The following is a 20,293-nucleotide window of genomic DNA, read 5'->3' on the forward strand; positions in this document are numbered from 1 at the left end:
GACATAAAAAAGAAAAGTGTGACATGCACACTTTTAAATTAATTTTTTGATTGAACGATTAATTTAATCGCTGTTCTTTCTTCTCCGTTAATATCAATATCAGTGAAAGCTGGAATACAAACTAAATCGATACCCGATGGAGCCACATATCCTCTTGCAATTATTATTGCTTTTATTGCTTGATTTAATGCGCCTGCCCCGATTGCTTGTAATTCAGCACCGCCTTGTTCACGGATAGTATTAGCAAGAGCACCAGCTACCGAATTGGGATTAGATTTTGCAGCAACTTTTAAAACTTCCACTCTAAAAGACCCCCTTTTTATAGTTATAGTTAATAATTCAATAAGAAATTCTTTTTTCCTTTTTTTCAATCAATTTTTATAGACAATATTAATTTTTATTTTTTTCAATTAATATCCAACAGAGAATTTCTACAAAATAATTAACTAAAACACAAAAAAGCGTGATTTCTCACGCTTTTTATTATTTAGCATATTCAACTGCTCTTGTTTCTCTTATAACATTAACTTTAATTTGTCCTGGATATTCCAATTCATCTTCTATTTTCTTAGAAATTTCTCTTGCAAGTAATACCATTTCTTCATCACTTGTTTGATCAGGAACAACCATTATTCTAATTTCTCTACCTGCTTGAATAGCAAAAGATTTGTCAACACCTTTAAATTCATCAGCAATCTCTTCAAGACGTTGAAGTCTCTTAATATATGTTTCTAATGTTTCACGTCGTGCACCTGGTCTTGCAGCAGATATAGCATCAGCTGCTTGTACAATGACAGCAACTAGACTAGTAGGTTCTACATCACCGTGATGTGCTTCAACAGCATTGACAATCACATCTGATTCTTTATATTTCCTACATAAGTCTGCACCTATGGAAACATGTGAACCTTCCATTTCATGGTCAACTGATTTACCAATATCATGTAATAAACCAGCACGTTTAGCTACTCTTACATCTACTCCGATTTCACCGGCAATTAATCCACTTAAATGAGATACTTCAATTGAATGTTTTAAAACACTCTGTCCATAACTTGTTCTAAACTTCATCTTACCTAATAATCTCGTTAATTCATGGTGTAAGCCATGAACACCTGTGTCGAAAGTGGCCATTTCACCTTCTTCACGAATAATATTCTCAACTTCTTTTCTTGCTTTTTCTACCATTTCTTCAATTCTTGCAGGATGGATTCTTCCATCAACAATTAATTTTTCAAGTGCAATTCTTGCAACTTCTCTTCTTATTGGATCAAATCCAGAAAGTATAACTGCTTCAGGCGTATCATCAATAATAAGATCTATTCCTGTTAAAGTCTCCAAAGTTCGAATGTTTCTTCCTTCTCGACCTATTATTCTTCCTTTCATTTCATCACTTGGAAGAGGTACTACTGATACAGTAGTTTCGGCAACATGGTCAACTGCGCATTTTTGTATTACATTTGCCAATATTTCTCTAGATTTTTTGTTAACCTCTTCTTTTGCTTTTACTTCCAATTCTTTAATTAAAATTGCTGTTTCATGTTTGACTTCATTTTCAACAGATTTTAAAAGGTATTCTTTTGCTTGATTGGAGGTGAGGCCAGAAATTTTTTCTAACTCTTTGACATGTTTTTTCTGTAATTCAGATACTTCTGCTTTTATTTTTGCTAATTGTTCTTCTCTAGATGTTAACTGATTCTCTTTTCTTTCAAAGCTATCAGCCTTTTTGTCTAAAGATTCTTCTTTTTGAAGAAGTCGTCGCTCAAGGCGTTGTAATTCATTTCTTCGCTCTTTAACTTCTTTATCTAAATCACTTTTGATTTTATAAGTTTCTTCTTTAACCTCTAAACGGCTTTCCCGTTTAATAGATTCTGCTTCTTTTATAGCATCATCAACAATTTTTCTCGCTTTTTGTTCAGCTGATCCATATTGTGATTCCGCCACTTTCTTTCTATAAGAAACACCAAGCTTAAAAGTTATTACTCCAACTACAACTGCAACGACAAGTATTAACAATACTAGTAATATTATATTTATAGTAACGTCTAACAAATGGTAACACCTCCTCATTATTTATTTTTCATTGTGCATGATGTTATTTTCCATAACATATAAATTTTATAACGTTTTAGATATTATGTCAAGTTTTAATGAAAACTCTTTTAAATAATATACATATTCCATAACGTTTTTTACATATTTATTATGTATTCGTTAACTTTTCATTTTGTATAAATTGATTAATTACTTTACTAATTAAACCATAATTATAACCTTTTCTCATTAAATAACTTATCATTCTTCTTTTGATTTTATTATCTATAGTATCCAGATTTTTATATTTTTTATAAATCAAATTATATGCTGCATCTTCTTCGCAAATTTCTGTATAATCTGCAAATTCACCAACTATATCTTTTGATATGCCTTTTCTTATAAGCTCTATATTGATTTGTTTCAAACTTTTCTTGGTCTTGTTATAACTTATGTATTTTTCAGTATATTTTCTATCATCAATAAAGTTGTACTCTTCTAAGAACTCAATAACTTTATTGGTTATATATTGATTATAGCCTGTCTCTTTTAGTTTTTTTATAATTTCTTTCTTAGGCATATCTCTTCTTTGCAATAGTCTAAAAGCCCTATTTTTAGCCCTAGGATATACATAATCTCTATATATTTTGTGTAATATTTCTTCTGATAACAAATCATTATCTTTTAATTTTAAGAACTTTAGTTCCTTATAGGTAACAAAAAATAAATATTCATCATCTATATATATGTCATAATAATTTTTAAATCTTTTATTCTGAATAATATTTGTAATAATCATAAATATCCTTTCTTAGGATATATTAGTATAATATATCTATCCTTAAAAAGAGGCTGTCTTATAATCTATTTTCATGCCTATCAATAAGTTGTAAGATAGTCACTGTCCTTACACCTACATTGATGTAAAAATGGATTATGAGAAGCCCCTTATCATCTATCATTATAATTCAATCAAATATATTTAATAAAACACAACTAATTACTTCTTAGCTTTTTTTGTGTCAGTTGTTTCTTTTTCTTTTTTAGGCTCGTTATTTTTTTTATCCGCATCTTTTTCTCCATCTACTGGTATCTCAAAATGCTTTCTTACCAAATTCTCTATCTCCGTCAATAATTCAGTATTATCACTTAAATATTGTTTTGCATTTTCTCTACCTTGTCCTAATCTAGTCTCATTATAAGAATACCAAGCACCGCTTTTATTAACAATATTCTCTTGAGTTGCCAAGTCTAATATATCTCCTACTTTTGATATACCTTTTCCGAACATTATATCAAATTCGGCTGTTTTGAATGGTGGCGCTATTTTATTCTTAACTACTTTTACTCTAACTCTATTTCCAATGAAATCAGTACTTTGTTTTAGTGTTTCTATTCTTCTAACATCAAGTCTGACTGATGAATAAAACTTAAGTGCTCTACCTCCAGTTGTAGTTTCTGGATTACCGAACATTACTCCAACTTTTTCACGCAACTGATTAATGAAGATAACAACACATTTTGATTTGTTTATTACTGCTGTCAGTTTTCTTAGTGCTTGAGACATAAGTCTTGCTTGAAGCCCCACATGAGAATCTCCCATTTCTCCTTCAATTTCTGCTCTTGGTACAAGGGCTGCAACAGAGTCCACTATAACAATATCAATTGCACCAGAACGAACCATTGTTTCTGTAATCTCAAGAGCTTGTTCTCCATTATCTGGTTGTGATATATATAAATTATCTACATCTACACCTATCTTTTTTGCATACTCAGGATCTAATGCATGCTCAGCATCCACAAAACCAGCTATTCCGCCTTTTTTTTGTGCTTCTGCTACCATATGTAATGCAACAGTTGTTTTACCACTTGATTCTGGTCCATAAACTTCAATGATTCTTCCTTTTGGTATACCTCCAGCACCAAGTGCTATATCTAAACTAAGTGACCCTGTAGGAATAGTTTCAATGTTCATATTCTCTCTGGATTCACCTAACTTCATTATGGAACCTTTACCATATTGTTTCTCAATATTGGATATCGCTGCCTCTAACGCTCTTTTTTTATCTTCTTTCATATAGTCCCTATTAACTAGGTTCCCCCTTTCAAATTAAAAGCCGAACTTATGTTCGTTTATAATTATAATATATTATTTTAATTACGTCAATACATTTTTACAAATATTTCAATAATCCATATAGTTCTTATAGTTTAAAATTAAGCCTATGTTAATCATAGACTTAATTTAGATATATCACTATTTAATTCTGTTCCATAATATTATAAGGCTCTCTACTACAGCTCTCGTTCTAATCTTTTGTCTATTACCGTAAAAATTGCATTTTTTAACTGTAGTAACACCTTTATAAGATACTCCTATGTAAACAAGTCCTATGGGCTTTTCTTCTGTACCTCCAGTTGGACCTGCAATACCTGTAATAGATATAGAGGCAGATGTATTACATTCATCAATTAGTCCTTCTGCCATTTCTCTTGCGGTTTCTTCACTAACTGCACCATATTCTTCAAGGATATCTTTTTTAACCCCCAGATATTTCATTTTTGCTTCATTAGAGTAAGTAATAAAACCTTCCTTATATACATCAGAAACTCCAGAACAATTAATAATTCTGCCACTTAGCAATCCACCAGTACATGATTCGGCTACAGATAGAGTCAGATTCTTATTCTTCATTATATCAACAATGGTTTCCTCAAGAGTCTTTTCATCAGTAGTATATATATATTCTCCAACATGATCAGCCACTTTTTGTTCCATATCATCAATGAATTTGATAGCTTCGGATTCTTTATTGGTTTTGGCTGTTATCCTAAGATGAACCTCTCCATCTTTTGCATAAGGTGCAATAGTAGGATTTGTTTGGTTATCTATAACATCTTGCAATATGTTTGCAACTGTACTTTCTCCTATACCACATAATTTTAAAGTCCTTGAAAAAATGACACCTTCATTCAACTTCTTCAATTCTTTTTTGACTCCGTTTTCAAACATGGGTATCATTTCACTTGGTGGTCCAGGTAATACAATAATTATATTCTTTTTTGTTTTAACAATAAATCCTGGAGCCGTTCCATTATCATTTTCAAGAACAACAGCCCCTTCTGGTATATATGCCTGTTTTAAATTATTTTCTGTCATACATATATCACGTTGTTTGAAGAAATCAACTATCCTCTTTTTAGATTCTTCATGTTCAATAAGAGGTAACCCTAACACTTGTGCAATAGTTTCTTTAGATAAATCATCAGTTGTAGGCCCCAACCCCCCAGTTGTGATAATGATGCTAGTCCTATTCATAGCATTTTCTATTGTTTCTTGTAATCTATCAACATTATCGCCTACAACTGATTGGTAGTAAACAGAAATTCCCATATCTGCCAATTGTCTTGATAAGTACCTTGCGTTAGTATTCAAAATATCTCCGAGTAGTAATTCTGTTCCAATGGCTATTATTTCAGCAGTCATATGGTATCATCCTTTCAAAATTCCTTTAAGTATTAAATTTATTCCTTAAATATATTAATATTCTTTGTTATATAATCAAGGGCAGATATTACTGTAAACAATAAAGATGCATAGATAAGTATTTGTTCAATAACGACTATACCTTCAAAATTAAAATTGCATAGAATAACTATAATCATAATCATTGTAGTCATGGTTTTTATCTTTCCCCACCATCCTGCTGCAATAACAATACCTTTATTGGCAGCAACAAGGCGAACTCCACTGATAATGAATTCTCTACCGATAATTACTATAACAATCCATGCAGCCAATTCTTTAACTTCTACTAGATAAATGAGTGCTGATGCCACTAATAACTTATCAGCGAGTGGGTCCATGAACTTTCCAAAATCTGTTACTAGATTTCTTGATCTAGCTAAATGTCCATCAAGAAAATCTGTTAAACTAGCTATTATAAATATTATGACACCTATGATATTGCCATATGGTGCTTCAATTATATATAGTGACAATAAAAAAAATGGAATTAATATAACACGAAACAAAGTTAACTTATTCGCTATATTCATTGATAATCTCTCCTATTAAATCATATTCATTAGATGAACTAACTCTAACATTAATTATATCTCCTGACATCAATTCATAAGGACAACTTACAAATATCATGCCATCTACATCAGGAGCATCACGATAAGTTCTTCCACAGTATACTCTATCCTCTGGCATATATCCTTCAATAATGACAGAATAGGTTTTACCTACTAACTCTTCGTTAACAGACTTGGATATTCCTTGCTGCAGTGCCATTATTTCATCTTTTCTAGCTTCTTTTATATCATCATCTATCTGATCTTCAAATAATGCAGCAGGTGTTCCTTCTTCCGGCGAATATGAAAAAACTCCTAATCTATCAAATCTAACATCTTGTACAAATTCTTTCATATCTTCAAATTGTTCTCTAGTCTCTCCAGGGAAACCTGTAATAAGTGTAGTTCTAAGGCAAATATCTGGTATTGCTTTTCTAAGTTTAGATATTGCGTCTTTAATCATTTCTTTTGTGCCTTTTCTTGCCATTCTTCTTAATATATCATTATTAGCATGTTGAATAGGCATATCTAAATAATTAAGAACTTTTTCTTCATCTCTCATAACTTCAATTAATTCGTCTGTTATTTCTTCTGGATAACAGTATAATAATCTAATCCATTCAATACCATCCACCCTACATAACTCTCTAAGTAAAGCTGGTAATTTTTTTTCTCCATAAATGTCAATACCATATTTTGTTGTATCTTGAGCAACTAGTATTAACTCTTTCACACCATTTTGTGCTAAATACTTAGTCTCTTCTATAAGACTTTCCATTGTTCTGCTTTTTATCTTTCCTCTGATTTTAGGAATGATACAGTAAGTACAATGATTATCGCAGCCTTCAGCAATTTTTAGATAAGCAGAATATCCTGTAGAACTAATTACTCTGTTAATATATTCTTCAGGAACATGATCGTTATCTTCAAAAGCAACATATTTCTTGTTATCAAGTACTGATTCAACTGCTTCAATCACTTTGTCATAATTAGAAACTCCTAAAATAGCATCTATCTCAGGCATTTCTTTAATAAGTTCATCTTGATATCTCTGAGCAAGGCAACCTGTTACAATCAAAGCTTTACATTTTCCATTTTCTTTATATTGCCCCATCTCTATGATTGTGCCGATACTCTCTTCTTTTGCATCTTGAATGAATCCACATGTATTTACAACTATAACATCTGCTTCTGTTTCATCATTTATTAATGTATATCCCTTGTCTCTTAATAATCCTAGCATGACTTCACTATCCACAAGATTCTTATCACAACCAAGTGAAATAAATGAAATTTTTATGTTCAATAAGAACACTCCTTTTTCTTCAAGTTATTTAATCTCTGTCATAGAAATTACTATTATTTTAACATATTATTTGCTGATTTTACGCAATTGCTCATAAGCATTGCTATTGTCATAGGACCAACACCACCTGGTACAGGAGTTATTGCACCTGCTATTGCAGAACATTCGTCATATTTAACATCTCCACATAATTTACCATTATCAAGTCTATTCATTCCTACATCAATAACTGTAGCACCTTCTTTTACAAAATCTTTTGTAACAAAGTTAGCTCTACCTATTGCAACAACTAGAATATCAGCATTTTTACATATCTCTTTAATGTTTTTAGTTCTAGAATGGCATATTGTAACAGTACCATTTTCTTTTAATAATAGCATAGATACTGGTTTACCAACAATATTACTTCTTCCTATAACTACACAATTTTTCCCTTCTATTTCTATATTATACCTCTTAATCAACTCTATAATACCTGCTGGGGTACATGAAACAAAACCATCTCTACCTATACTGAGATTTCCTACACTATATGGATGAAAACCATCTACATCTTTAGATGGGTCTATAGCCAATAGGATCTTCTCTTCATCAATATGTTTAGGTAATGGTAACTGAACTAGAATTCCATGTACATCATCTCTATTATTTAATTCATTAATTAACTCAAGAAGTGCTTCTTCAGTAGTTTTTTCATCTAGCTCATAAGCTAAAGATCTCATTCCAACGTATTCACAAGCTATCTTCTTATGTTTTACATAAACTTGTGAACCAGGGTCTTTACCAACTAAAACAACTGCAAGAGTAGGTTCTACACCCTTCTTCTTCAATTCTTCTACTTTTATAATAAGCTCATCCTTAATATCTTTAGATGTTTTTTTTCCATCAATTATGATAGTATTCATTAGTGATTCCTCCTTATTTATCTTATAGGAAAGTCCTACAGAAAACGAGGCATAGCCTCTTTTCTAGAATAATCCACTTATCTTTCCAGTCTCATCTACATCAATATTTTCTGCTGCCGGTTTTTTAGGTAATCCTGGCATAGTCATAACATTTCCAGTTATAGCTACTATAAATCCAGCTCCTGCCGATATGTTAATTTCTCTAACAGTGATATCAAAACCTTCTGGTCTACCTAATAACTTAGCATTATCAGAAAATGAATATTGTGTTTTAGCTATACAAACAGGTAATTTATCAAGTCCCATATCAATTATCTTCTTAATAGATTTCTTTGCTTTTGGTGTATAATTAACATTACTTGCTCCATATATCTTAGTAGCTACACACATGATTTTATCTTCTATACTATCATTCTCATTATATAAAGGTGTAAAATTGCTTTGTTTTGTTTCTAGTGTCTCAAGTACTTTCTGGGCTAATTCTATACCGCCTTTACCACCTTTTTCCCATACTTGGGAAATAGCAAATTCGCATCCCATTCCTTCGCATTTCTCTTTTACTAGAGAAATTTCTTCATCAGAATCTGTTACAAATGAATTAAGAGTAACAACAATAGGTACGTTATACTGTTGAAGATTCTCTATATGTTTTTCAAGATTAACAAAACCTTTTTCTACTGCCAAAACATTAGCAGTCCCAAGCTCTTGTTTACTTATTCCACCATTATACTTCAACGCTCTTATAGTTGCTACAATAACAATAGCATCTGGTTTAAGATTACCCTTCCTACATTTGATGTCCAAAAACTTTTCAGCTCCAAGATCAGCACCAAATCCAGCTTCTGTAATAACAATATCACTAAGCTTCAATGCCAATTTTGTAGCTCTTATACTATTACAACCATGAGCAATGTTTGCAAAAGGTCCACCGTGCATAAGAGCAGGTGTATTTTCTAAAGTTTGAACAAGATTAGGTTTAATAGCATCTTTCAATAATGCTGTCATAGCACCTTGTGCATTCAGATCACCAGCAGTTACTGGATCACCATTATATGTATAGGCAACTATGATTCTACTTAATCTATTCTTAAGATCTTCTAAATCACTAGCTAGACATAATATAGCCATTACTTCTGATGCAACAGTAATCATGAATCCATCTTCTCTTGGAACTCCTTGCATTTTACCACCTAGACCAACAACAATACTTCTAAGAGCTCTATCATTCATATCAACTACTCTTTTCCATACTATCTGTCTTGGATCAATCCCCAAGGTATTACCTTGCTGTAAATGATTATCAAGCATCGCCGACAATAAATTATGAGCAATACTAACTGCGTGAATATCACCAGTAAAATGTAAATTTATATCTTCCATAGGTACAACTTGCGCATAACCGCCACCAGCTGCACCACCTTTTATACCCATGCAAGGACCTAATGAAGGTTCTCTAAGTGCAATAATAGCATTCTTTCCCAATTCTCCCATCGCCTGACCGAGGCCTACTGTTGTAGTTGTTTTACCTTCACCAGCTGGAGTGGGATTGATAGCTGTTACAAGTATGAGTTTTCCATCTTCATTACTTTCTACTTTCTTATACAACTCATCAGTTACTTTAGCCTTATATTTACCGTAAAATTCAATGTCATCTTCTGTCATACCTAATTTTCCAGCTATTACACTAATCGGTTTCATTTTAGCTTCATTAGCTATTTGAATATCTGTTTTCATTTCAATTTCTCCTTCTAATAAAAATTAGTCATTATTAAAGTAAATATTTATAACTTTTAGTTACTACCCGTCTTCAGATGTTGCTGATACTTGATTTTTCATTTCTTCATATTCTTCTTTTGTTATTAAAACTTTTCTAGGCTTACTTCCTTCCTCACCACCTACTATACCTGATTCATGTAATTGATCAACTATTCTAGCTGCTCTGTTATAACCAACTCTGAATCGTCTTTGTATCATGGAAGCAGAAGCTTTCTGCTTTTCAATAACTAATTCCAATGCTTCATTATAATAGTCATCTTTATCGTCTTGTTTTCCAAGAACAGCTTTGTCAGATGAAATCTGACTTATAATCTTATCATTATAAATAGTTTTCCTGCTCTCTTTCAAAAATTCTACAATATGTTCAACTTCTTTATCTGATATAAATGCTCCTTGTACCCTTAGAGGTTTTTGTACTCCTACAGGATAAAATAACATATCACCTTTACCAAGAAGTTTTTCTGCACCATTCATATCAATGATTGTTCTTGAATCAGTACCTGAAGATACTGAAAAAGCTATCCTTGATGGTATATTTGCTTTGATTAGTCCTGTAATTACATCTACAGAAGGTCTTTGAGTAGCGATGATCAAATGTATACCAGCGGCTCTTGCCATTTGCGCCAGTCTACAAATTGCATCTTCAACATCATTTGGAGCAACCATCATCAAGTCGGCCAATTCATCAACTATAATTATGATATGTGGTAACGAGGTTCCTTCACCAGTTTTGGCTACAAGTTTATTATAACCTTTTACATCTCTTACATTCGATGCAGCAAATAATTTATATCTATCTGACATTTCACTCACTGCCCAATTAAGTGCACCTGCTGCTTTTTTAGGATCTGTTACAACAGGTATTAATAGATGTGGAATGCCATTATAAACACTAAGTTCAACTACTTTTGGGTCAATCATTACTAACTTAACCTGTTCCGGAGTTGATTTGTAAATTATACTTGTAATTAAAGTATTTATACATACACTTTTACCAGAACCAGTTGCACCAGCAATCAACATATGAGGCATACGTCCAATATCTGCAACAATTACTTTACCAGCTATATCTTTACCAAGGGCAAATGCAACATTGGATGGAAATTGCTTGAAATCTTCTGTATCTATAACCTCTCGTAAATATACTGAACTAACTTCTTTATTAGGTACTTCAATACCTACTGCTGATTTACCAGGAATTGGAGCTTCAATCCTTATACCTGATGCCGCAAGATTCAATGCAATATCATCTGCCAAAGATACTATTTTACTAACTTTTACACCTTGTTCAGGTTGTAATTCATATCTGGTTACTGTAGGACCGCAACTAACATTTAGTACTTTAGCTCTAACACCAAAACTCTCTAGAGTCTTCTCTAACTTATCAGCATTTTTGAGAATTGCACTTTTGGAACCTTTGTTACCACCCAAAGGATTTTTCTTTAATAAGTCAATGGATGGAAATTTATATTCTACATTTTCTGGTTTATCTGTTTGAATTACTTCTTTGATAGTCTTATCTGTTGATTCTATTGATTCAGTAGGTTCTTTAGCTTGAATTACCTCAGCCTGTTTAATTTCTTCTTTTTGTGGCACATATTTCTCTTCAATAGGTTTATGTGCTACTTCTTTTTCTTCTTCTAGAAAATTCTCTATTGGCTCATCATCAATGCTAAGTGATACCTTACTGAGGAAACTAACCTTCTCATTATTATCTTCTTTTTCATCTTCATCATCATGATTAGAATATTCTTCAATCATATTTTCTCTTGCTTCTCTAGTTTTTTCAATTGCATTTTTACTACCATCTTTTACTTTTTGACCAATATTCTTAATCAACTTGAATAATGATTTTTGGGATAATAAAATAACTAGAATTATACTTATTAATATAAGTAATATATAAGTACCTATCTTTCCAATAAACAAAATAAGTATATCACCGAATAATCCGCCTAAATATCCACCTGCTACTCTAGTTGTTGATAATTTATAGTAATTTGCCAGTGCAGGAAAAAAAGCTCCTAAACCGCTTACTTTCAATACCTGAGTTCCTTTTATATATATTACATGTGAAAATATCGATATGGTTAATAATAAAATACAACCTAAATATATTCGATTATTCAGTAATTTATTTCCTTTATTAAATATCTTAAAAAATGAAGCCAAAAATATTATTATTGGTATTAAGTACGCACTTACTCCGAATAATCCAAAGAACAGATTATTGATAATTCTTCCTAATGCTCCTGCTTTATTAAAATAAACACTAACAAACATGAGTAATGAAAAAGCAAAAAATGTTAAAGCTATTATTTCGTATTTTATATCATTGGAAATTAAATCTTCATCTTTTTTCTTTGTTGTTGTTTTTTTAGTAGATGTTTTTTTCTTAGGTGATTTAGTAGATGTTTTCTTCTTAGGTGCCATATCACTACCCCCTCTTCTTTATGTTTATCTGTACCCTAATTCCTAAGTATTCTTTTAAAATCATTACGAAATCCCTTATTATCTATAAGACAAAATGGGAAATTATTACGATTATGCCAATCACAAAACAATAATATGCGAAATAATGTAATTTATTTTGTTTAATTAACTTAATCAACAATTTGATACATATGTATCCAACAAAAGCAGATACAGCCATTCCTACTACATAAGGTGCTGTTATAATAGTAGAAAGTGTATCCCACTGGAAACCTCTTATTTGTAATATCATTGCTCCAATTACTGCTGGTAAGGACATCAAAAAAGAAAATTTTACAGCAAATTCTCTATTTAGCCCTCTAAGAAGTCCGGCAACAATTGTTGAACCAGAACGTGATATACCTGGAAGTCCAGCAAATCCTTGAAAAGCACCTATTATTATAGCGTCTTTATATGAAGTCTTACTTTCCTTCTTAGTACCTGATTTTAGTTTTATAGTTGAATATAGTAAAAATCCAGTAACAATTAAACAAATTCCAGGAACTAATAATATATCAAAAGATTCAATGATTTTCTCTTCTAATATTAGTCCGATGATTGCTGTGGGAATACTGGCAACAATGATAAGTATCACGAATTTCTTCTTATCATTATCAATAATCTGTGGAGTTTTCTTATTATTCTTGTAAATCAAATTTCCCATACTTATAATTATGTATTTGAATAGACGACCTATTAATCCTAAACCGCTGACTATTAAATCAATGACATCTTTATAATAAACTGCAATGATTGCTACAAGTGTTCCTATATGTAGTAAAACCTCAAATAAAATGTTATCCAGCTGTAAGCCTAATATATGTCTTGATATAGCCAAATGACCAGAGCTGCTGATAGGTAAAAACTCAGTTAACCCCTGAACAATTCCCATAAGAATTGCCTCAAAAAATGACATAAAAATCCCCCTCATACCTATGCATGTTATATTTTAACCCTTTTACCATATTATTTCAACCCAAGAATAAAGCATAGCTACATTTTTAATTCACTTCCAGGACTTAGTTCTTTATTAAGATATACTTTTAAATCAGTAGATATGACTCTTTTTATAATATATTTGTCATCTTTTTTATATACTTGAACCGTATTCCCTTCATATGTCACTTCTTCATATTTGAAATCATCTTCGGTAGTGGGAAATAACTCCTCATAAGGTATTATAGAATAATACATTAGGACTCTTCACCTTCTTTTTTATTCTCTTCAATCATTTCATATAGTTTTTTTATAGCTTTGTCTATACCACCTAATTCATCAATAATCCCTTCTTCAACAGCTTCTTCTCCCACAATTATTGTTCCAACATCTTTAGCTAATTTTCCAGTATCTAACATAAGCTGTTTTAATCTATCTCTACTTATTTTGGAATTTCTGGTAATGAAATCCACTATTCTATCCTGCATCTTATCAAAATATTCAAAGGTCTGAGGAACTCCAATTACTGTTCCGCTCATTCTTACAGGATGTATTGTCATTGTTGAACTTGGTACTATAAAAGAATACTTGGTTGATACAGCAAGTGGTACACCAATAGAGTGACCTCCACCAAGTACTATAGAAACAGTAGGTTTGCTAAGTGAAGCTATCATCTCTGCTATAGCCAGTCCAGCTTCTACATCTCCTCCAACTGTATTAAGAAGTAATAATAAACCATCAATACTGTCACTTTCTTCTATAGATGCAAGTTGGGGCAATACATGTTCATATTTAGTAGTTTTATTTTGCTGAGGTAAGCAAACATGTCCCTCCACTTGCCCAATGATAGTTAGACAATGTATTCTGTCATCTTCCTTATCAATTGTAACTTGTCCATACTCTTTAACTTCTTGTGAATCAGCTTTTTCATCATTTCTATTTTGTTCATTAGTCTTTATATTTTTATCCATTATATTTCGCCCTTCAATATTTTTATATTTGTAAATATATTATGCGAATAAATCTATATTTTCATTCATTCTATTTAGGCGAATTTATATATTGAACTTAACGTATAATTATATTTATCATTAAGTTCAATATATCAATTAAAGCAATCAACTTATTTATCCGAGCATAAATTCTTTATGAAGAGCTTCAGCCGCTATTACCAAATCTTTTTCTTTTATCAGACATGCTATTGTTGATAAAGAATCGGCTGTCTGTAATATTTCAACGGATGATTTACTTAAACAGCGAATAATCTTTGCCATTACTCCAGGAACACCAGTTATCTTTTCTCCAATAACTGTAACTTTACAACAATCATCAATAAAAGTATAAGGTGCTTCATATTTTTCAATTAATCTAATAACTTTTTCCTTACAGACATCATCTATTGTAAATACTTTCCTTTCAGGGAAAATATTAATAATATCAATACTCACATTTTCTCTTGCAAGATCTGTAAAGAAATTCTCATCATCAATATCTCCTTTTATAGATACCTGAGTTATATTGGTTTTGTGAGCAATACTAGTTATCAATTTATCTTCAATAGTTTTCTTTCTCTCGACACCAATATGTCTTTTTATACTTGTTCCTCTTGAATTGTTGAACGTATTTTTAATAATTAATGGTATACCTGCTCTTCTAGCTACTTCAACAGCTCGTGGATGTATAACTTTTGCCCCACTTCCAGCCATCTGGAAAACTTCATTATAGCTTATTTCATCAATTATTTTGGCACTCTTACATATTCTAGGATCAGCGGTCATTATACCATCAACATCTGTATATATCTCTATTGCACTAGCATTTAATGCTTCACCAAGTAATGATGCTGTTGTGTCACTTCCACCTCTTCCAAGAGTTGTTACATCATTTCCTATAGTCACACCTTGAAATCCAGCTACAACAGGAATTTTACCTTCATTCAGTAGTTTCATCAAAGGTTCTGTATTAATGTTAATTACATCAGCGTTATTATAGTTATCATCAGTAATTATTCCAGCACCGCCACCAGTCAATGTACAAGCATCTATTCCACTTTCAAGTAAAGTATTAGTTAATACAAGTGAAGATATTATTTCACCTACTGACATAAGTAAATCTATTTCTTTTGAAGATAATTTCGTATTTTTATAATTAACTAAATGAAGTAGTGAATCAGTAGCATAGGGTGCACCTAGTCTACCAATAGCAGAAACAACTACTACAACATTATCGTATATCTTTTTAGCTTCAATTATCTTATCAGCAACATTTTTTCTAGTTTTTTCTGTTGCCATAGATGTACCACCAAATTTTTGAATTAATATATTCATATATTCACCCCATAATTAATATTTCAAGGAATCCTAAATAGAATTAAGTATCCTTGAAAATTTTTTTCTTCTTTATCTTTAACTAAATATACCATATACTCACAATTTTGAAAAGGTTTTTGTCTACTAATACTGTATAAGTACAGGTTGTTTTTGCCTTCCTTCAAATGCCTCAATAACTGTATCATAAATTAAATCCATCTTAGCTACTAATGAATTTTTCTTAGTTAAATGATTATCCTGACCAAATGGAACAAAATAAACATTTCTTGTATTCATGAGGGTACCAAAATTCTTAAAATTTAGAGCTAATCCATCATTGGTAGCTATTGCAATAATAACCGGCTGACAATTTCTTAGAGTAGCTTTTATCGCCATTAATACTCCTGTATCAGTAATGGCATTAGCCAGTTTAGCTAATGTATTACCAGTACATGGTGCAACAACTAACATATCATAAAGCCTCTTAGGTCCTATCGGCTCAGTTTCTTCTATTTTTGTTTGAACCTTATGCCCAGTTAAATCCTCTAGTCTCTTCACAAAATCTTTTGCATTACCAAATCTAGTATCAATAGAATACGCATTACTAGACATTATTGGAAAAATCTCAGCACCATTATCTATCAATTGTTTTATGGGATCAAAAACTCTTGCTAACGTACAGAATGACCCACATAAAGCAAAACCAATTTTTTTACCTTCTAATTCTCTCAAATTACCTACTCCTTTCCTGACTTATTGTTCCTTCCATATATCTCTTTTTCGATAACACCACTAATAATTTTAGCTGCTGTTTTTGGTGAATATTTTCCTGGTATTCCACGAGCATTTATGAATTTGTTTGTGTTATCTTCATAGACATTCGCTATATCTATAAAAATATAATCATCAAGTTTTTTTGATACATCAATATCAATAAGTGCTACAGGAATTGTGTTAATTACATAGTTGAATTTCTCTAGATTAATAATGAAATTACTGTCATCCAAGAAATCTCTGGTTAAATAATCTACCCTAAACAATTTATTATCCTGTATCTTAGTTGTTTTTAATTTATTTATTGTAGCCATTATTAATTCTTCATTATTCTTAGAAGCTACATATACATCCATGTTCAGTTTCTTTGCTAGGTCCGCTATTGCCATACCGCATCTTCCATAACCTAAAACTAAACATTTATTATTCGCAAGAGTAATTTCTACATTCTCTATCATCATACTAAGTACACCTTCTGCTGTTGGTATTGAATTAAGTATCGCAAACTCATCTTCAGCTACAATATCAAATAAGTGAATATTATTTTCTTTTGCATACTCAAATACCTCTTCAGTATATGGTCCTGAAAAAATATATTGATCTGATGTAATTAGATTAAATAAATCTTTGTATAATATTTTTTGTTTAGAATTAGCAGCAAAGATATGTTCATTATCCTTAGAAAAAGGTATAGGACAAATTATAAAACTTGCATCTTTTACCGCTTCTTCCAAAGATATTGCTTGCTTCACATTACTAGATAGCTCTTTATGCTCGTTACCAAAAATAAAAACTTGATTATTATTAGAAAATATGTTTGCTAGATAAATCTGTCTTAAATCTCCACCAATTACTGCTACTTTGTTTTTCATATATTATCATCACTAACTTAGTACTTTAATAATAAAATATGTTTTCTACAGGCTATATGTGACCCCTGAATACTAAATTTGCATGTACTACATAAATATAATCATTACTTAGACAATGTACCTACCCAACCTAATTCACATATATTGTAATAACTATTTTATAAAATGGAATCCTATATATAAATATCTAAAGCAACTTGGTCAGGTGAATTTCATGAAAAAATATTCCGTATTAGAAAATCAAGAATTCAAATTTCGTGAGATAAAGCGTAAAGATTACAATTTAATCAAGAAATGGTATAAAAATAGTAATGAAGCAGAATCAATATCCAATAATTCTAACAAAAGGATCAGTCCAAGAAAATGGTATAAAGATTATAAAAAAGATTCTGATTTAGTAATTTATATCATTGAAGAAAAAAATATTTATTGTATGCCAATTGGCGCTGTAATACTTCGTGTAATAGATGAAAACAATGTAGAATTGGGTGGTTATGTTATTGGCGAATCTTCTGCTAAGAAACAAGGCTATGGTATAAAAGTGATGAAGCTTGTACAAAAAATAATATTTAATAAATTAGGTTACAAATATTCTTATCTAAAAGTTAATAGTAGCAATAGACCAGCTGTTGAAACATATATTAAATGTGGATATAAGATAAATTCTTTTATAGAGAAAAACAATCAAGATATGTATATCATGAGAGCAGTCAACAGAACTTGTACTTAATAATTAAAAATAGGCTAAAATTACCCTATAAAAAAAGATAGGCTTTATTTGTCAATAAAGTCTATCTTCCCAAAACCGAAACCAAATTCTTGGTTAAATAATATATTATTTTTATTATATGATATACCACCTACTACCTGGCTTTCACTACATAAAAGTGGTACATCCAAATCTACCTCTATTATATTTTTTTTAGCCGCTCCTAGATGAGCTGCAGCTGTAACTCCTATATTACTTTCCATCATTGAACCAATCATACATTTCATTCCAGCTATTTCAGCTAATGATATAATCTTCAGGGCATTATAGATACCCCCTGTTTTCATTAGTTTGATATTAATTATATCTGCTGCTCTTTTATTAATTATATTCATAGCGTCGGCAGGTGAAAATACACTTTCATCCGCTAATATAGGTATATTCACATTTTCAGTGACATACTTTAATCCATCTATATCTTTTCCATGAACTGGCTGTTCCATAAGATAAATATTAATATCCTTTTGTTCCATTCTTTTTATGACGTAGATTGCTTCCTTTGGTTCATAGCCTTGATTTGCATCAACTTTAATTTTAACTTTATCTCCTACAGCCTTTCTGATGGCTTGCATCCTTCTAATATCTAAATCAGAATCCTTACCCACTTTTACCTTTAGATTATCAAATCCTTCATTAACAGCTTTCAAACTATCAGTTGCCATTTCATCAGGTGTATTCAGACTGATTGTAAGATCAGTTTTTAATTTATCCCTATAACCACCTAATAATCTGTATACTGGTACATTATATAATTTCCCATACAAATCATACAATGCTATATCTATAGCAGCTTTTGCACTAGTATTGCCAACTATACATTTATTAAGTGTGGTCATTATTTCTTCAAAATTACTTACATCTTTTCCTATAATTAGTTGTCTAATATGATCAATTGCACCTATTATTGAACTATTTGTATCTCCTGTTATTACAGCAGTAGGTGATGCTGCACCATAACCTCTAGCCTGTTCAGTAACAATTTCTACAATAATAGCTTCTATATGATATAAAGTCCTAAGAGCAGTTTTAAAAGGTTTCTTTAAACCTATTGAGAACTTATTAGTTCTTATATCCAATATTTTCAACTAATTCCCCCATAATTAATTTTTTGATTTTATATATTATCATCAATTATTATCAACAATAAGTTGACACTTATCAGCATCCAAGTATGTATCTAATCCCAAAGGCAATGTTATCATGGGAATACAATGTCCTGCTTTTAAGTTGTAGATAGTAGGTTTGTTAAAAGGTTTTATGATATCATTGAATACTTCCTCCAGACTTTGACTCACTTCATCTTCAAGTGGTACACAATCTTTGAAGTCACCTAATACAATCCCCTCTGCATCTCTTAACTTTCCTGCATTTTTCAATTGTGTAAGTGAACGATCTATTACATATGGTCTTTCTCCAACTTCTTCAATAAATAGAATCTTACCTTTTGTATCAATCTCATAGGGTGTACCTAAAGTTGACACAATCAATGATAAATTACCACCTGTCAGCTTACCTTTTGCTGTACCAGAACATATACATTTCATAGCAGTCCCAGGAGGATTTCCAATATTAATTTTATCTTTCGTTCCTATACATGATAAAAAGCTATCTTTTGTAAATTCGTCCATTCCATCCAGCATATCTACACCTGCCATAGGACCATGATAGGTAACCATATTGCATAATTGATTAAAAGCTATATGAAGGGCTGTAATATCACTATAACCCACAAATACTTTAGGATGTTCTTTTACCCTTTGGTAATTAATTAAGTTTAGTATTCTAGTAGTCCCATAGCCACCTCTCAAACACATGATTCCTTTTATATTATCATCTAAAAACATATTATTGACATCTTCAGCTCTTAAGTTATCTTCACCAGCTAAATATCCATTCTGACTATAACAACTATCACCCATCTTCACTCTAAACCCAAGTTCCTCTAGATGTTTTTTTGCCATATTCACGTTATTTAATGTAGTAGGGCTACCAGGTGCAATAATACCAATCAGATCTCCAGTTCTCAAATTCCTTGGTCTAATAATTATGACCACCCCCAT

General features: G+C 31.2%; 19 protein-coding genes. 1 reads left to right on the forward strand and 18 read right to left on the reverse strand.

Annotated features, from left to right (window positions below; genetic code table 11):
- Positions 1–38: 38 nt before the first annotated feature.
- The 16 genes from AACQ14_RS18950 to AACQ14_RS19025 all read right to left on the reverse strand — a co-directional run bounded on the left by AACQ14_RS18950 (position 39) and on the right by AACQ14_RS19025 (position 17,464).
- Positions 39–302, reverse strand: coding sequence for a stage V sporulation protein S (locus AACQ14_RS18950; protein ID WP_113674834.1), 264 nt, complete (start codon positions 300–302; stop codon positions 39–41).
- Positions 303–483: 181 nt separating this feature from the next.
- Complete coding sequence (gene rny, locus AACQ14_RS18955) at positions 484–2,052, reverse strand: ribonuclease Y (protein WP_339365157.1); 1,569 nt, start codon at positions 2,050–2,052, stop codon at positions 484–486.
- Positions 2,053–2,203: 151 nt separating this feature from the next.
- The gene (locus tag AACQ14_RS18960; RefSeq protein ID WP_339365158.1) at positions 2,204–2,833 is read right to left on the reverse strand and encodes a regulatory protein RecX; all 630 of its coding nucleotides are present in this window, start codon (positions 2,831–2,833) and stop codon (positions 2,204–2,206) included.
- A gap of 201 nt (positions 2,834–3,034) precedes the next feature.
- Positions 3,035–4,111, reverse strand: coding sequence for a recombinase RecA (recA, locus tag AACQ14_RS18965; protein WP_339365159.1), 1,077 nt, complete (start codon positions 4,109–4,111; stop codon positions 3,035–3,037).
- Positions 4,112–4,291: 180 nt separating this feature from the next.
- Positions 4,292–5,521: a competence/damage-inducible protein A gene (locus AACQ14_RS18970; RefSeq protein ID WP_339365160.1), complete on the reverse strand. Its 1,230-nt coding sequence runs from the start codon at positions 5,519–5,521 to the stop codon at positions 4,292–4,294.
- A 38-nt stretch (positions 5,522–5,559) separates the two neighbouring features.
- Positions 5,560–6,093: a CDP-diacylglycerol--glycerol-3-phosphate 3-phosphatidyltransferase gene (pgsA, locus tag AACQ14_RS18975; RefSeq protein ID WP_273322925.1), complete on the reverse strand. Its 534-nt coding sequence runs from the start codon at positions 6,091–6,093 to the stop codon at positions 5,560–5,562.
- Complete coding sequence (gene rimO / locus AACQ14_RS18980) at positions 6,077–7,414, reverse strand: 30S ribosomal protein S12 methylthiotransferase RimO (protein WP_339365194.1); 1,338 nt, start codon at positions 7,412–7,414, stop codon at positions 6,077–6,079. Before rimO ends, pgsA begins: the two co-directional genes overlap by 17 nt.
- 59 nt (positions 7,415–7,473) lie before the next feature.
- Positions 7,474–8,325, reverse strand: a complete 852-nt coding sequence (gene folD, locus AACQ14_RS18985) for a bifunctional methylenetetrahydrofolate dehydrogenase/methenyltetrahydrofolate cyclohydrolase FolD (protein WP_339365161.1) — start codon at positions 8,323–8,325, stop codon at positions 7,474–7,476.
- A gap of 63 nt (positions 8,326–8,388) precedes the next feature.
- Positions 8,389–10,059: a formate--tetrahydrofolate ligase gene (locus AACQ14_RS18990; protein WP_339365162.1), complete on the reverse strand. Its 1,671-nt coding sequence runs from the start codon at positions 10,057–10,059 to the stop codon at positions 8,389–8,391.
- A 63-nt stretch (positions 10,060–10,122) separates the two neighbouring features.
- Positions 10,123–12,534, reverse strand: a complete 2,412-nt coding sequence (locus AACQ14_RS18995) for an FtsK/SpoIIIE family DNA translocase (protein ID WP_339365163.1) — start codon at positions 12,532–12,534, stop codon at positions 10,123–10,125.
- A gap of 82 nt (positions 12,535–12,616) precedes the next feature.
- The gene (locus AACQ14_RS19000; protein WP_339365164.1) at positions 12,617–13,489 is read right to left on the reverse strand and encodes an undecaprenyl-diphosphate phosphatase; all 873 of its coding nucleotides are present in this window, start codon (positions 13,487–13,489) and stop codon (positions 12,617–12,619) included.
- Between the two features lie 77 nt (positions 13,490–13,566).
- A complete protein-coding gene (locus tag AACQ14_RS19005; protein WP_339365165.1) occupies positions 13,567–13,767 on the reverse strand; it encodes a YlzJ-like family protein in 201 nt (66 codons plus the stop codon).
- Entirely contained in the window at positions 13,767–14,480 is a 714-nt protein-coding gene (locus AACQ14_RS19010; protein WP_339365166.1) for a ClpP family protease, read from the reverse strand. The genes AACQ14_RS19005 and AACQ14_RS19010 overlap by 1 nt, the downstream gene beginning before the upstream one ends.
- 156 nt (positions 14,481–14,636) lie before the next feature.
- On the reverse strand, positions 14,637–15,836 hold the full coding sequence (gene dapG / locus AACQ14_RS19015) for an aspartate kinase (RefSeq protein ID WP_339365167.1): 1,200 nt from the start codon (positions 15,834–15,836) through the stop codon (positions 14,637–14,639).
- Positions 15,837–15,962: 126 nt separating this feature from the next.
- On the reverse strand, positions 15,963–16,550 hold the full coding sequence (locus AACQ14_RS19020) for a dipicolinate synthase subunit B (RefSeq protein WP_339365168.1): 588 nt from the start codon (positions 16,548–16,550) through the stop codon (positions 15,963–15,965).
- 5 nt (positions 16,551–16,555) lie between these two features.
- Positions 16,556–17,464, reverse strand: a complete 909-nt coding sequence (locus AACQ14_RS19025; RefSeq protein WP_339365169.1) for a dipicolinate synthase subunit DpsA — start codon at positions 17,462–17,464, stop codon at positions 16,556–16,558.
- 214 nt (positions 17,465–17,678) lie between these two features.
- On the opposite strand from AACQ14_RS19025, the gene AACQ14_RS19030 reads away from it, so the two are divergent.
- On the forward strand, positions 17,679–18,194 hold the full coding sequence (locus AACQ14_RS19030; RefSeq protein WP_339365170.1) for a GNAT family N-acetyltransferase: 516 nt from the start codon (positions 17,679–17,681) through the stop codon (positions 18,192–18,194).
- A gap of 44 nt (positions 18,195–18,238) precedes the next feature.
- On the opposite strand, the gene AACQ14_RS19035 is transcribed toward AACQ14_RS19030, so the two are convergent.
- Positions 18,239–19,318, reverse strand: a complete 1,080-nt coding sequence (locus tag AACQ14_RS19035) for a dipeptide epimerase (RefSeq protein ID WP_339365171.1) — start codon at positions 19,316–19,318, stop codon at positions 18,239–18,241.
- Between the two features lie 42 nt (positions 19,319–19,360).
- Positions 19,361–20,260, reverse strand: a complete 900-nt coding sequence (locus AACQ14_RS19040; protein WP_339365172.1) for a S66 peptidase family protein — start codon at positions 20,258–20,260, stop codon at positions 19,361–19,363.
- Positions 20,261–20,293: the final 33 nt, after the last annotated feature.

This window comes from Vallitalea maricola, assembly GCF_036985595.1.
GTDB lineage: Bacteria > Bacillota > Clostridia > Lachnospirales > Vallitaleaceae > Vallitalea > Vallitalea maricola.